Source organism: Kitasatospora sp. NPDC053308 (genome assembly GCF_055585785.1).
This window is the reverse complement of the sequence record NZ_JBVJJY010000004.1, coordinates 1-12,940: the sequence shown is the minus strand read 5'-3', so window position 1 is coordinate 12,940 and position 12,940 is coordinate 1. Positions and strand designations below refer to the sequence as shown.

At 74.4% G+C, this 12,940-nt stretch carries 12 protein-coding genes; 5 read left to right on the top strand and 7 right to left on the bottom strand.

The window, feature by feature from the left end:
• Positions 1-28: 28 nt before the first annotated feature.
• On the top strand, positions 29-499 hold the full coding sequence (locus ACZ6Y7_RS10745; protein ID WP_465758016.1) for a hypothetical protein: 471 nt from the start codon (positions 29-31) through the stop codon (positions 497-499).
• On the opposite strand, the gene ACZ6Y7_RS10740 is transcribed toward ACZ6Y7_RS10745, so the two are convergent.
• The 3 genes from ACZ6Y7_RS10740 to ACZ6Y7_RS10730 all read right to left on the bottom strand — a co-directional run bounded on the left by ACZ6Y7_RS10740 (position 489) and on the right by ACZ6Y7_RS10730 (position 6,530).
• Positions 489-2,555: an alpha-galactosidase gene (locus tag ACZ6Y7_RS10740; RefSeq protein ID WP_465757524.1), complete on the bottom strand. Its 2,067-nt coding sequence runs from the start codon at positions 2,553-2,555 to the stop codon at positions 489-491. The two genes, ACZ6Y7_RS10745 and ACZ6Y7_RS10740, sit on opposite strands and share 11 nt — an antisense overlap.
• A gap of 121 nt (positions 2,556-2,676) precedes the next feature.
• Entirely contained in the window at positions 2,677-5,061 is a 2,385-nt protein-coding gene (locus ACZ6Y7_RS10735; protein WP_465757523.1) for an RICIN domain-containing protein, read from the bottom strand.
• Positions 5,062-5,267: 206 nt separating this feature from the next.
• Positions 5,268-6,530: an alpha/beta hydrolase gene (locus ACZ6Y7_RS10730; RefSeq protein WP_465757522.1), complete on the bottom strand. Its 1,263-nt coding sequence runs from the start codon at positions 6,528-6,530 to the stop codon at positions 5,268-5,270.
• Between the two features lie 483 nt (positions 6,531-7,013).
• Here ACZ6Y7_RS10730 and ACZ6Y7_RS10725 point away from each other — a divergent pair, with 483 nt between their 5' ends.
• Together ACZ6Y7_RS10725 and ACZ6Y7_RS10720 are read left to right on the top strand one after the other, a co-directional pair.
• Entirely contained in the window at positions 7,014-7,259 is a 246-nt protein-coding gene (locus tag ACZ6Y7_RS10725; RefSeq protein WP_465757521.1) for a hypothetical protein, read from the top strand.
• Between the two features lie 167 nt (positions 7,260-7,426).
• The gene (locus ACZ6Y7_RS10720; protein ID WP_465757520.1) at positions 7,427-8,395 is read left to right on the top strand and encodes an LLM class F420-dependent oxidoreductase; all 969 of its coding nucleotides are present in this window, start codon (positions 7,427-7,429) and stop codon (positions 8,393-8,395) included.
• A 45-nt stretch (positions 8,396-8,440) separates the two neighbouring features.
• On the opposite strand, the gene ACZ6Y7_RS10715 is transcribed toward ACZ6Y7_RS10720, so the two are convergent.
• Positions 8,441-8,713: a hypothetical protein gene (locus ACZ6Y7_RS10715; RefSeq protein ID WP_465757519.1), complete on the bottom strand. Its 273-nt coding sequence runs from the start codon at positions 8,711-8,713 to the stop codon at positions 8,441-8,443.
• A 168-nt stretch (positions 8,714-8,881) separates the two neighbouring features.
• Here ACZ6Y7_RS10715 and ACZ6Y7_RS10710 point away from each other — a divergent pair, with 168 nt between their 5' ends.
• On the top strand, positions 8,882-9,238 hold the full coding sequence (locus ACZ6Y7_RS10710) for a helix-turn-helix transcriptional regulator (RefSeq protein ID WP_465757518.1): 357 nt from the start codon (positions 8,882-8,884) through the stop codon (positions 9,236-9,238).
• 93 nt (positions 9,239-9,331) lie between these two features.
• Here the strand turns inward: ACZ6Y7_RS10710 and ACZ6Y7_RS10705 are convergent, their stop codons facing one another.
• The 3 genes from ACZ6Y7_RS10705 to ACZ6Y7_RS10695 all read right to left on the bottom strand — a co-directional run bounded on the left by ACZ6Y7_RS10705 (position 9,332) and on the right by ACZ6Y7_RS10695 (position 12,668).
• Positions 9,332-10,798 carry an aminotransferase class I/II-fold pyridoxal phosphate-dependent enzyme gene (locus ACZ6Y7_RS10705; protein WP_465757517.1) on the bottom strand — a complete coding sequence of 489 codons (1,467 nt, stop codon included), beginning with the start codon at positions 10,796-10,798 and terminating at the stop codon, positions 9,332-9,334.
• A 37-nt stretch (positions 10,799-10,835) separates the two neighbouring features.
• Positions 10,836-11,873 carry a trypsin-like serine peptidase gene (locus ACZ6Y7_RS10700; protein WP_465757516.1) on the bottom strand — a complete coding sequence of 346 codons (1,038 nt, stop codon included), beginning with the start codon at positions 11,871-11,873 and terminating at the stop codon, positions 10,836-10,838.
• Positions 11,874-11,972: 99 nt separating this feature from the next.
• On the bottom strand, positions 11,973-12,668 hold the full coding sequence (locus ACZ6Y7_RS10695) for a hypothetical protein (RefSeq protein WP_465757515.1): 696 nt from the start codon (positions 12,666-12,668) through the stop codon (positions 11,973-11,975).
• A gap of 125 nt (positions 12,669-12,793) precedes the next feature.
• Here ACZ6Y7_RS10695 and ACZ6Y7_RS10690 point away from each other — a divergent pair.
• Positions 12,794-12,940 (top strand): transposase (locus ACZ6Y7_RS10690; protein ID WP_465758015.1); only part of this gene is annotated, 147 nt, incomplete at its 3' end.

Sequence of the window (12,940 nt, the reverse complement as noted above, 5' to 3'; positions counted from 1 at the left end):
AGGCAGAAGAGGGGACCACGTGATGGCAATGACGACGGGGACAGGGGCGGCAACGGGAACGGCGACGGCGGCGGCGCGGGCGGGGACGGCGAGGCACCGGCGCAGCCAAGGCTTCCTGCGGGTGGCCGTCGCCCTGCAGACCACGACCGTCTTCTTCCAGGCGGTCACCGCGGGCCTGCTGCTGACCACCTCCTCCGGCGAGGTGCTGCACGGCGTCGGGGCGCGGGTGATGTACGGCGCCTCGATGCTGTACGTGCTCGCCGCCGTGCTGGCGTGGCGGCCGGGCGGCGGTTCTCCCCGCCCGATCCTGTACGCGACCGGCTTCCTGGTGCTGGCCTCGGCGCAGGTGGTGCTGGGCATCGCGCACGTCCCGTCGGTGCACGTGCCCCTGGGCGTGCTGATCTTCGGGCTGAGCGTGGCGGTGCTGGTCCGGACGCCGGCCGCCCGCGTCGCGGAGCGGGCCGGCGCCCGGGAGGGGGAGCGGGACCTCAGGAGCTGACGGTCCAGCCCTGACCGGCGGAGGCGCCGGCCGGTGGGTCGGTGGTGACGGGCGTGCCGGGGGCCGCGGTGGGGACGCCGAGGACCAGGCCGGTGGCGACGTTGGTGACGGTGAGGGGGCCGCCGGCCTGGCCCTGCGTCACCTTCCACTCCTGCCAGGGGTTTCCGGGCGCCAGGTCGTACAGGTAGGCGCTGTTCCCGGCGGAGGCGCCGGCCGAGAGCACGGTGTGCCGGTGGGTCGGGGTGTCGCAGGCGTCGGTGATCCGGACGGTGCCGTCGGGGTTGGTGGTGAAGGTCCACCGCTGCGCCGGGTCGCCGGAGCGCGGCGGCTCCAGGTCCGTGGTCGAGGTGAGCGGGGAGGCGCAGGAGCCGGAGAGCGAGAGCGCCAGGCCTCCGGTGGTGAGGGTGTGGTACCCGCCGTCGTCGACCACGCCGGAGCCGCCGCCGGCCGGCTGCGCGGTGAGCCGGTAGAGGGCCGCGCCGTGCGGGGGCAGTGCGGCGCCGAGCGGGCCGGTGACGGTCGAGTCCGTGCCCGTCCAGAGCTCCTCGGCGCGGTAGGAGGCTCCGGTGAGCCCGAGGTCGGGGAGGCCGGTGCTCACCGTACGCGCGGCCGTCGGGTCCTGGTTGACCAGCAGGACGGCGGTGTCCCCGTTCGCCAGCTGCCGCTTGAGCACGACGGGGGCGTGGCCGTCGGCCGGCCGGGCTCCGACCAGGGTGGCGGGCTCGGCCAGGGTGTCCTGGTCGAGGGCGATGACCTCGCGGTTCTTCAGGATCGCCAGACTCGCCTCGCTGATCCCGGTCGACCAGGTCCGGCCGCCGGCGCTGTGCTGGGACTGCGCGGGGGTGCGCAGGTCGGCGCCGGAGATCAGCGGAGCGGCGAGCATCGCCAGGATCGAGGTCTCGGTCCGGGACTCGTCGTCGGTGAACGGCTTGTGGCAGGGGCAGGTGTCGGTCGTGCCGTACTGGCCGTAGACGTCCTGCCAGCCGGTGAACATCATGTCGAGGTCGTTCCAACCGCCCGGGCGGACGTTGCCGGAGTACTGCAGGGCGGTGGACAACTGCCCGTTCCAGAGCACTCCGTCGAGTTCGCTGTCCCGGTCGCCGCCGATCCGGCACAGGTGGGCGACCTGGCCGCACCAGACGCCGGTGGGCGCGTAGCCGGGGGCCTGGAAGGGGGCGGTGCCGGCGGCCCGGACGACCGGGTCGGTGCGGGCCGGATCGTCGGCGGCGAGCAGGTGGGGGACGCCGGTGTGGACGGGCTGGGCGGAGACGCTGAGGGTGACCTCGGGCCGCCCCTGGGCGGCGGAGGCGGCGTGCAGGGCGTGCTGGAAGGTCTGCACCCGGGCGTAGATCGAGCGGGTCAGTTCCGCGCCCTCGCCCTGGGTGCCGTAGTCGTGGCCGTCCGGGCCGACGATCGGCGGGCCGTACGGGCAGTCGTCGTACTTGACGAAGTCGACGCCCCAGGCGACGAAGTCGGCCGCGTCGGTGGCTTCGTGGCCGAGGCTGCCGGGGTGCATCTGGCAGGTGAGGTAGGTGTCGGTGGCGTAGAGGCCGAACTTCATGCCCTTGGCGTGGGCGTACCGGGCGAGGTACTCGATCCCGTTGACGGTGCGGCCGTCGACGGTCTGCGCCGGGAAGTGGTCGGGGCGCGGGATCAGGTGGCCGGAGGTGGGGTCGGTGCCGGTGCCGTCGCTGCCGCCGACCGGGCGCCCGGCGGTGTCGTAGAGCTGGAGGCCGCCGTCGGCGTTGCGGACCAGGTCGGTGCTCTGGCCGTCGCGGTGCCAGAGGGACCAGCCGTCGTCGATGGTGACGGTGTCGTAGCCCGCTGCGACCAGGCCGTTGGCGGCCATGAAGTCGATGGTCTGGACGACCTGTTCCTGGGTGACCTCGGTGCCCAGGGAGTTCCAGGAGTTCCATCCCATCGGCGGGGTCAGGGCGTTGCCGTCGCCGAGGGCGGCGGCGGGGGTGGCGGCGCGGAGGCCGGCGGCGCAGAGGCCGACGGCGGCGAGGGCGAGGGACAGGAGGGTGGCCGCGAGGCGGTGGGGGGTTCGGCGCATGCGCGCGCTCCTGGGGGTGTGGGGGGTGTGGGGGTGTACGGAATTGACGGTGCGTCAGCGAAAACACGGGGTGTGCGGCCGGCCGGGTGGGGCCGGCCGGCCGCGGGTGGTGCGGTGGGGGTCAGTCGGCGGCCGCGGCGGTGGCGGAGCGGCCGGGGGAGAGGACGACGGTGGTGTAGCTGTAGGTCACGCCGTCGACGGTCTTGGTGCGGGCCTCGCGGACGGCGCCGTCGACGCTGAGGCGGTCGTGCCGGCCGCGGAAGCGCGCCTCCCAAGTGATCGGCGCGGCACCGGTGTTGGTGACGGTGCTGGCGTGGTCGCCGTCGTGGCGGACGGTGACGGTGCCGCTGCCGACCGGGATGGACGCCACCTGGAGCCAGTCCATCGAGGCCGGCAGTCGGGAGGTGGTGGCGAGCGCGCCGCCGGCGGCGTCCGGCTCGACGCCGAGCAGGCCCTGGACGGTCTGGGCGAGCAGGGTGAACGGGACCTCGGGGTAGTCGCCGTTCAGCAACTGCCCGCTGACGTGCGGCTCGCCGGTGCTCTCGTAGACGTGCCGCATCCACTTCCAGGCGGTGGTGCCGTCCGCGTTGGCGAAGAACGCGTCCGGCAGGTAGGTGTAGGCCTCCAGGTTGGCCGAGCGGTCCGGGCCGGAGTCGGCGGCGTCGACGGCGGTGAGGAGCGCGTCCCGGCGCGGGCCCGGGTCGATCAGGTGCTTGACCGGCATCAGCACGCTCGCCTCGTAGCCCCACCCGGTGTCCGGCCGGCCGTCGGTGTCGTAGCCGTGCACGACCTCGCCGGGGTGCTGCTCGTCCACGCTCCAGCGGGAGTTGACGTACGACCGCAGGACTTCGGCGGCCTGCCTCAGCCCCGCGGCGGAGGCGGCGTCGCCCCGGGCGTCGGCCAGGGCGGCGGCGCCGAGGTAGGCCTGGTACTGGGCGCCGAGCGCGTCACCGGCCTCGGCGTAGGTGCCGGCGGCATTCTCGGCGTAGCTGGCGGTGCCGGCGAAGATGCTGCGGCTGGTGGCCTGCGGGATCGGCAGCCCGCCGTTGTCGACCGGGCCGGGGTGGCGGGCGATGAACGGGCCGAGGGTGTTGCGGACGTACGCACCGAGCGCCGGGTCGTCGGCGTAGTCGCGGTCACCGGTCCAGCGGAAGGCCTCGCCGGCCTTCTGGACCAGCTCGAACGGCGCGGGCAGTTCACGGACGAAGCGGTTCGGGCCGCGGTAGTCGATCGCACCGTACGTCCGGGCGTCGAAGTTGAGCGCCCAGACCGGGTAGAGCCCGTTGGCCTCGGTGGCGGAGGCGGCGAAGCCGCGCAGCATGGTCTTGTTCTCGGCGTCCAGGCCGAGCAGGTGGGCGCCGACCAGCTGGTGGGCGAAGTCGCGGCTGTAGAAGGCGGACCGGAAGGGGTAGCCGGCCCAGTAGGTGGCGTCGTAGCCGGTGCTGCCGGTGCCGCCCGGGTGGTTCTCGTCCATGTCGAGGACGCCGCTGGTGCCGGCCTGCTGCACCCAGCTGTTGGCCTTGGTCTTGGCCCAGTCGAACAGGGCGACGACCTCAGGGTCGGAGGACTCGGCCACGGGGTCGTTGGGCGCGGACGGGGCGACGGCCGCGTCGTCCACGTTGACCCAACCGGTGGGCGAGGAGCCGATGGTGAGGACGATCCGGTCGCCGGGAGCGACCCGGACCCGGGGGAGGGTGTACTTCGCGTAGACGGGCTGTTCGGGGAGGGTGAGCGAGCGCACCACCGCGCCGTTCACGCTGACCGTGAGGGTGCCGCCGGCGCCGCCGGTGGCGATCCAGGCCGAGAGGTCGTGGCTGCCGGCGGCGGTGGCGGTCGTGGACCGGCTCACCGCGTAGCCGGTGCCGGCGTCGAGGTAGGCGAGCCGGGTGCCGCTGTGCGGGTTGTTGGTGGCGATGCCGGTGTGCTCGGTGAGGGTCCAGCCGTCGGCGCCCTGCTCGAAGCCGGGGTTGGCGAGGACGAGGGGCTCGGTGCGGGTGAGCGTCCAGCGGTGGGCGGGGCGGGCGTCGCAGTGGGGCCGAGCCGGGGTGCGCGCCGGCTCGGCGGTGAGGCAGGCGCCGGAGCCCCGGGCGGCGAGGGTGAACGTGCCCTGGGGGGCGCGGGAGACGGTGAAGCGCTCGGTCTCGGGGGAGGTGCCGCAGTCGGCGGTGGCGGGCGGGCGGCCGGAACCGTCGAGGGTGAGGCAGCGGCCGCTCGCGGCATTGACGAGCAGGTAGTCGGCGCCGGCGCGGCGCAGCTGCCAGCGCTGGCTGAGCAGCCGCTGGCAGGCCGCGCCGACCACCGGGGTGCCGGCCTCGGCCCGGGCGAATCGGGGGCCGAGGCACCGGCCGTCCAGGGCGGAGCCGAGGACGTAGCTGCCGCCGTCCACGAGCGGCGTCCGCTCGTCGGCGAGGGCCGGAGCGCCGCCGAGGGCCTGGGCGGCGAGGACGGCCAGGAGCAGGAGACCGGACGGTAAGGCGCGGGTACGGGCGCGGGCGCGGGGCGGCATGGCGGATCGTCCTCCGGTCGGGCGGGTGGCGGATGCGCGGGTGGTGCATTGGGGCTGTTTGAACGTTCAAATCAGTTCAGACAGGGATCGCATGTGATGGGTGACATTTCACATGTTCAGACAACCCCGCGTCAACGGCCGTGCGATGCCGACCTTTACGCGAGCCCGGCGCCGGAGGCGGGCGTGTGCCCGCCCCCGGCGGGCCGCTACCGCGCGAGCGCGTCGAACCAGCGCACGATCTCGGGCCCCGCCAGCTTGAAGGAGCCGTTGTGGTCGGCCTGCCCGTGGTCGATCACGGGGGCCGTCACCCCGTGGCGGGCCAGATCGGCCGCGCAGTCGACGGCGTTGGCGATCGGCACGTCCGTGTCGCCGGCCGCGCTGTGCAGCCGTACGGGCACGTCGGGCTTCCAGTCGCACGTCCCGTCCTGCGCGGTGAGCGCGGCCGCGAGGCCGCCGTCCGGGTGCCGCAGCCGCTCGTAGAAGCCGTCAGTGAGCAGTTCCTTCACCGAGCCGGGCAGCTTCGTGACGATCTCCTCCTCGGTGTGCCGGGTGTCGAAGAGTTCCTCCACGTACCCCGCGTACGGCTGCCGGAACGCCTCGGCCGGGTTGTCGTAGACGGGGTGCAGCCGGTTCTGCGCGGTGAGGAAGTACGACAGGTAGAAGACGCCGCTGATGTCGTTGACGCGACCGTCGAGCAGGGCGGGGATCTCGGCGCCCCGCAGGTCGTACGGTCCGGCGATCGGCGCCAGCGCCCGCAGCCGGAAGTGCCGGTCCGCGCCCCGCGCCAGCTCGCGGCCCAGCGCCATGGCGACCTGTCCGCCTTGGGAGAACCCGGTGCCGTACACGTCTCCGGTGAGCGGCCTGCCGAGCGCACGCGCGGCGGTCCGGGAGGCCCGCAGCATGTCGAGCGAGGCGGAGACGGCGGACGCGGTGTCCATGTACGGGTGGAGGCCGGGGCCCTTGCCGAGCCCGAGGTAGTCGGGTGCGGCGACGGCACGGCCCGCGGCGGCGTGCAGATAGGGCGCGTACCGCCCGAAGTCCTTGGCGACGGACGGCGCGTAGTCGCGGTTGACCATCGTGCCGTGCGTGTCGGCCACCAGGTCGAGCCGGTGCTCGCCGTCCTTGGGGAGCACCAACAGGCCGGTGGCCGTGGTCGGTTCGCCCCGAGGCGTCAGGGTCCGGTACGTGAGGCGGTAGCCGCGCACACCGTGGCGCACGGTCGACGGGTCGATGTCGGCGCCCTTGAGGAACGCGGCGACCTCGGCCTGGCTCAGGTCGGCGACGGGGGTGACGCCGAGAAGCTCCCCGCGGCCGGTGCTCTGCCGGGCCGGGCGGGGTTCGGACGCCGCGACCGCCGGGGCGGCGGCGAGGGCGGCGAGGACGACCGCGGTCACGGCGGCCAGGGACCGGCGAACCCGTCGGCGCCCCAGGGACGTTCGGACGCGGGTGCGTGTCGTGGTGTGGGTCATGGCGACAACGCTACGGAGCCGTCCGGCACCGGGACATCCGACGCTCCCCCCGGCCGGGGTGGGGCCAGCCCCACCCCGGAAGCAGGGAATCCCCTTCGGGTGAAGGAGAGTTGGGCCGGAAGCCGATTGGGTGCGCCGCGCCTGACGAGCCGGACACCGAGCCCACCCGGGACGGTCCGGCGCGGGGAGTGCGGGGCCGGGCTCCCGTGCCGCGGTGGCGATGAGACCGTCACCGTCCTGATCGGCGCCTCCGACCGGCGGCGCGGTCGCAGCGGACAGGACGCCCCGCGTCCTGCGGGCCCCTGCGACGCCGTGCCCGGCGATCGCGGTGGCACGGGCGGCGACGTCGCCCTCCCACCGTGCCCGGATGCGGAGCCGGTGTCGGAAGGATGCTCGATTGACGGTGTTTCGGCAGGTCAGACCGCTATTCCCGTTCTGTCGTCACGCTTGGTCAACGCGGCCGCCAGGCCCTACAGTGCGCGCATGAACCTCCGCACCAAGAAGACACTGGCCTTCCTGCTCAGAGGCGCGCTCATCCTCGGCGCCTGGACCCTCTACGGCACGCTCCAGAGTGGGCAGTTCGAGCCGGGGCCGACCTTCTTCGTCTTCGTGGCGATGAACCTCGCGATCGCCGGGTACGCGTGGTGGTGGTACGGCGACTCCCCCAAGGCGACGGCTCTGCGGGCGCAGGCGGAGGCGAAGAAGGCGGCCCGGCAGCAGCAGCGCTGAGCCGGCCGGCCGCACCTGGGCCGATGTCGCCGATGGCGCCGATGGCGCGGCGGAGGCGGGCCGCCCGGCTGTGCAACCCCGCGTCCGTGCGGGACGGTCACGGACCGCCTCGCCGATCGTCCCGCTCGGCGGTGTGAGGGGCGCCGTTTTCGGGGCAGGCGCAGGCCATGGTGAAAATCGGATACACGATGATGACCGAGCAGCGCGGCCCCCGTGAGCTGGTCGCGGACGTGGTGCGCGCGGAGCAGGCCGGCTTCGACTTCTCGGTGACCTCGGACCACTTCTTCCCCTGGCTGGACGAGCAGGGTCACGCCCCGTACGCGTGGGCGGTGCTCGGTGCCGCCGCGCACGCCACCTCGCGGATCCCGCTCATGACCTACGTGACGTGCCCGACCTTCCGCTACCACCCGGTGGTGGTGGCGCAGAAGGCCGCCACGCTGCAGCTGCTGTCCGAGGGCCGCTTCCGGCTCGGTCTGGGCAGCGGCGAGAACCTCAACGAGCACGTGGTCGGCCGCGGTTGGCCGGCGGTCGCGGTGCGTCAGGCGATGCTCGACGAGGCGGTGCAGATCATCCGGGCGCTGTTCGACGGCGGATACGTCACCCGTCACGGCCGGTACTTCGACGTCGAGGGTGCCCGGCTGTGGGACCTCCCGGACCAGCCGCCGCCGATCGGGGTCGCGGTCTCGGGGCCGGAATCCTGCGAACTGGCCGGTCGGCTGGCCGATCTGGTGATCGCCGTCGAGCCGGACGCGTCGTTGATCAGCGGCTTCGCGGAGCACGGGGGCGCGGGGAAGCCGGCGGTGGGCCAGCTGCCGGTGTGCTGGGACCCGGACCGGGGCGCCGCCGTCCGGCGGGCGCACGAGCAGTTCCGCTGGTTCGGCGGCGGCTGGAAGGTCAACGCCGAGCTGCCCGGCACGGCGGGTTTCGCCGCCGCGAGCAGCTTCGTGCGCCCCGACGACGTCGCCGAGGCGATCCCGTGCGGCGACCGGGTCGAGGACTTCGTCCAGGCGGTGCGGCCGTTCGTCGACGCCGGCTTCGGGGAGGTCGCCCTGGTGCAGATCGGCGGCGACAGCCAGCCCGCGTTCCTCGACTGGGCCGAGGACACGCTGCTACCGGCGCTGCGGACGGCGTTCTGACCCCGCCGGCGCGCTCCGGGGTCGGCGGGGGCCGTCGTCAGCGGTTCACCCGGCCCCGCCGTCGGCGCCGTCCTGCCGGGGCCGCACCGAGGCGAGGCGCTCCAGGCCCTGCCACAGCTCCAGGGCCTGCTCGCGCAGCCCCACCGCGGCGCAGTGGCCGGCCTCCACCGCGCTGAGGTAGGCGTCGATTCCGGTGACCGCGTGGCGGACCTGGCGGCGCAGCGGCTCGACCCGGCCCGCCTCCGTGCCGTGTTCGCGGGGCGGGCCGATCCGTTCGGCCAACAAGGACGTGAGTTCCTCCAGCCCTGCTCTGCTCATCGGGGCCATGCGCACCGTCTCCCGTCGAGTGGCCGCCGGACGGATCCGCCGCGGACGCGGGACAGGCAGCTCTCCCCACTTTTCGCCCATCTGCCGGACCTGTCAACCGTTGCACGAATCAGCGATCGTGTATCGGCGGTCGTGAAACGAAGGACCTATCGTGGGGGCATGGACAACGGTCCGGCCACCGAGCGGCAGTGGACGTTCCTGACCAACCACGCTCGTGTCCTCGTCCAGATCGCCCGCGACCCCGGCGTACGCGTGCGGGACATCGCCGCCCGTTGCCTGCTCACCGAGCGCGCCGTCCAGCGCATCATCTCCGACCTCGAACAGGCCGGGTACCTCAGCCACGAACGCCGTGGCCGTACCAACCACTACAGCGTGATCGCCGGCAAACAGCTGCGCCACCCCGCGGACGCCGGGCCCACCGTCGCGGAACTCCTCGCCACGCTCATGCGCCGTGACGTCCCTGCGGCGGGCCGGGGGAATCCGGCGTCCGCGGGGGAGGGACCGCCCCGGCGGTGACGGCCGTGGCCGGGCCACCGCGAGGCGGCGGAAGGACGTGCCGTCACCGGCGGTGTCCGTACCGCAGCCCGGCCGCCCGCTCCCTCGGCGGGTTCAGGTCTCCACGGCGACGCGCACCGTGGTCAGCTCGGGGTCGGCGCTGTCGGGGATGAGCATGCCCGCGGCGAGGCCGGTGCGCAGGTAGTCGATCACGTCGTCGTCGAGGCGCTCGCCCGGGAGGGCGGCCGGGATGCCGGGCGGATAGGGGGTGAGCATCTCGGCGGCGATCCGCCCGGCCGCCTTCTCCACGGGTACCTGTTCGGTGGGGCCGAAGAAGGCGTCGCGCGGCAGCATCTCCTGCACCAGCCGCAGGTCCCCGGGCGCGGGGACGTGGATCCGCGGGACGGGCCTGAGGTCGGGAGCGATCGCGACCAGCTCGGTCAGGCCGTGGACGAGGGCGTCGGCGCTGGCGGGCCCGTCGGCGTGGGTGAGCTGCGCGCTGATGCGGCGGTGGTCGCAGATGTGCAGGGTGAGCTGGTGGTGGGAGCGCAGCCAGTCGCCGGCCCGGTAGCCGGTGGTGCCGAGGGCGGAGATGTCGATGATGACCTGCAGGGGGTCCAGGTCGGCTGCGAGGCGGGGCCCGCAGAAGTCGTCGCGGCCGTGGACGTGCAGGCCGTCCAGGGCCTCGATCCGGCCGCGGAGGTCGTCGGCGAGGGCGAGGGTGCGGTCGTAGAGGGTGCGGCCGTGCTGGACCATCTGGCGGCGCCAGCCGTCCAGCGCGGCGTAGACGAGGGTGGACGGGCTGGTGGTGCCCAGCAGGTCCTCGCGCTGCTTCAGCACGGACGGGTCCAGGAGCTCGCCCTGGAGGTGGAAGACGGAGCTCTGTTCGAGCGCCGAGCCCATCTTGTGGACGGAGGTGACGCACACGTCGGCGCCGGCGTCCATGGCCCAGCGCGGCAGCCGGGGGTGGAAGGGGAGGTGCGCGCCCCAGGCCTCGTCCACGATGAGTGGTCTGCCGTGGTCGTGGCAGGCCACGGCGATCGCTTCGAGGTCGGCGCAGGTCCCGTAGGGCGTGGGCGAGGTGACGAGGGCGCCCCGGGCGTCCGGGTGCCGGGCGAGGGCCGCGCGGACGGTGTCCGCGGAGGGCGGGTGCGCCAGGTGCCGCTCCGCATCCCACTGGGGTTCCATCCACACCGGACGGATGCCCGCGAGGATCAGACCGGCGACGACGGACTTGTGCGCGTCCCGGCCGACCAGCAGTTCCTCGTGCGGCCCGGCGACGGAGAGCATCGCGGCCTTCACCGACAGGGAGCTGCCGCAGGTGGAGAAGAAGGTGTGGTCGGCGCCGACGGCCTCGGCCATCAGCTCCTGCGCCCTCTGCAGGATGCCGCGGGAGTCGATGCGGTCGTCCAGCCCGCCGGTGGCCAGGACGTCCGCGCGGAAGACGTCCGGGCCGAGGGCCTCGATGACGCGCGGGTCCGCCCCGCGCCCCTGTTTGTGGCCGGGCGGGGTGAACGTGGTCAGCGGGTTGGCGTGGAAGGCCGCGAGGGCCTCCAGCACCGGAGCTTGTGACTGGTCCATGACTGGGCGTCTGCCCGGCGGGCGGAGCGGAAAACGGTCACCGCGGGCCCGCCCTTCGTGCGGCGCGTCGTTCCCGCTCGGCGCCGGCGGGACCGCCCGCTCCCGGCGCGGTGGCGGCCTCGTACAGGGTGCGGACGGCGGAGCCGAAGGAGGCGCTGTAGGAGATCTGGGGCGTGTTGCCGCCGGCGTGGTAGCCCCCGATGATCCCGATGACCGCCCAGCCGCCCGCGCGGGGCACCAGCATGGGCCCGCCGGACGTCCCGCCCACGAAGCCGGCGCAGGCGATCCGTTCGAAGGTGCCCGGATCGGCGGGGTCGTCGCTGACCCAGCGCGTGGTGCGGCTCAGGCACTCCAGCGGCTTCCGCGCGCCGGCCGGGTAGCCCGTCATCCGTACCGGCGCGTGGTCGTCGCCGGTGCCGGTGAGCAGCTCGAACCCGCCGACCACGTCCTGGATCCGCCGGCCGTCCCGGTCGGGCTCGGTCAGCGCGAAGGCGAAGTCGTACGCGGCGCCGGCGTGCGGGCCCAGCTCGGTGTACGGCTGCGGGACGTACACCCCGTTCGTCCTGACCGGGAAGATGCCGAACGGCAGGAGCCCGTCGTGGTACTGCGGGGCGAACCCGAGGTGCCGGGCGGGGGAGGTGCCGGAGGCTCCGATGAGGCAGTGCCCCGCGCTCAGCACCAGGTCGCGGCCGGGGCTTCGGACCACGGAGCCGCTGCAGGTGCGGTGCGTGCCGGCGGCGTCGGTCCAGAAGAACGTGCCGGCCTGCGGCATGCCGTCGAAGCTCCGGCTCGCGGGGATGAACTCACCGGGCCGGGGGCCGTCCGCGGTGGCCGCCGTGGCCGCTGTGGCCTCCGGATTCGGTGCGGCCGGTGGGGCCGGTGCGGTGACCTCGGGGCCGACGGGCCGCGCGGCCGCCATGCGGGCCGGGGTCCAGTACCGGCCGAGCTGTGCGGCGTCCGGACTGCCCGCGGACGGCGTCGCCGCCGCGGTCGGGGCGAGCCCGGAGCCCACCACCAGGGCGGACACGACGGCCGCGGCCTGTCTGACGGCCCGCACTCCCCGCGGTACGGGCACGGGCACGGGCTCGGGGCCGGTAGCGGGTGCGGCGGGGATCGGTGGCCGGGGCGGCGCGGAGGTCGTCATGCCGGTGCAACCCCCGCAGGGCGCGGAGGGTCACGGGCTGTCACCCGGGGCTGCCCCGCACTGGCGGTGGACCTCGAGGTAGGGCAGTCCGGCGTGACGGCGCCACTTCGCCGCCTGCTCGTGCGCCGCCGGTCGGACCGCCGCCACCTCGGCCGCGTCCTCGGTCCAGCCGTACGGGTACGGGCCGCCCAGGGCGGCCGCTGCCGTGGCCAGGTAGCGGGCCATCGCCGCGTCGTCCGGGACGGACAGGGTCTCGACCTCGCCGCGGTCGATCTCGATGCCGATCTCCCAACTCCCCTGCGCCGTCCGCCGCGCGCCCCAGCCCTGCGCCCAGGTCACGTGCTCCGCCGTGACCTCGCCCCCGGGCCGGGGTTCGAGCCCCGCTTCCCGGAGGGCGGGGACCACGGCGGCGGGGGAGCCCCAGGGGACCGGCAGCCCGGCGCCCACCGCCACGCCGAGCACCGTGCGGCACGGGTAGGGCGTGCCGCAGCTCGCGCAGCGGGGCCGCTGCGACCCGGCGCCACCGTCCTCCGCCCGGGCGGGCCGGTGCAGCTCCACCACGGCACCGAGCAGGTACTGGTGCCGGCCGACCGGTTCCCCGGCCTCCTTCAGGTCCCGGAGGAACAGGAGGAGCAACCGGTGGAAGAGCCGGCCGGACTCGTAGCCGCCCAACGGCGGCACCGGTACCCGGACCCCACTGTCACTGCCCTGCCCGTCACGACGCATGCGGGCGAGCTTAGAGGGTGTTCGATAGGGGATTCCCCCCAACTGTCCGGCTTTGGTTCTTGCGGCACGGACTCGGTTCCAGGATCTCCTGGCGGCCGGGTCCGTGTCCGCGATATTGATCAACTGTGACGGAACGGCGGCGGTATCCCTCGGACCTGAAGGACGATCAGTGGGAGCTCATCGAGCCCATGCTGCTGGAGTGGCGACGCACGCGCGCCGAAGGGCGTGAGCCCACGACCGGGCTGCGCGAGGTGGTGAACGCGATCCTCTAC

Coding starts and splice junctions, on each gene's coding strand:
- ACZ6Y7_RS10715 (WP_465757519.1), bottom strand. CDS start 8,713: ATGAGCAGAGCAGGGCTGGAGGAACTCACGTCCTTGTTGGCCGAACGG.
- ACZ6Y7_RS10695 (WP_465757515.1), bottom strand. CDS start 12,668: ATGCGTCGTGACGGGCAGGGCAGTGACAGTGGGGTCCGGGTACCGGTG.
- ACZ6Y7_RS10705 (WP_465757517.1), bottom strand. CDS start 10,798: ATGGACCAGTCACAAGCTCCGGTGCTGGAGGCCCTCGCGGCCTTCCAC.
- ACZ6Y7_RS10735 (WP_465757523.1), bottom strand. CDS start 5,061: ATGCCGCCCCGCGCCCGCGCCCGTACCCGCGCCTTACCGTCCGGTCTC.
- ACZ6Y7_RS10740 (WP_465757524.1), bottom strand. CDS start 2,555: ATGCGCCGAACCCCCCACCGCCTCGCGGCCACCCTCCTGTCCCTCGCC.
- ACZ6Y7_RS10730 (WP_465757522.1), bottom strand. CDS start 6,530: ATGACCCACACCACGACACGCACCCGCGTCCGAACGTCCCTGGGGCGC.
- ACZ6Y7_RS10720 (WP_465757520.1), top strand. CDS start 7,427: ATGGTGAAAATCGGATACACGATGATGACCGAGCAGCGCGGCCCCCGT.
- ACZ6Y7_RS10745 (WP_465758016.1), top strand. CDS start 29: ATGACGACGGGGACAGGGGCGGCAACGGGAACGGCGACGGCGGCGGCG.
- ACZ6Y7_RS10710 (WP_465757518.1), top strand. CDS start 8,882: ATGGACAACGGTCCGGCCACCGAGCGGCAGTGGACGTTCCTGACCAAC.
- ACZ6Y7_RS10725 (WP_465757521.1), top strand. CDS start 7,014: ATGAACCTCCGCACCAAGAAGACACTGGCCTTCCTGCTCAGAGGCGCG.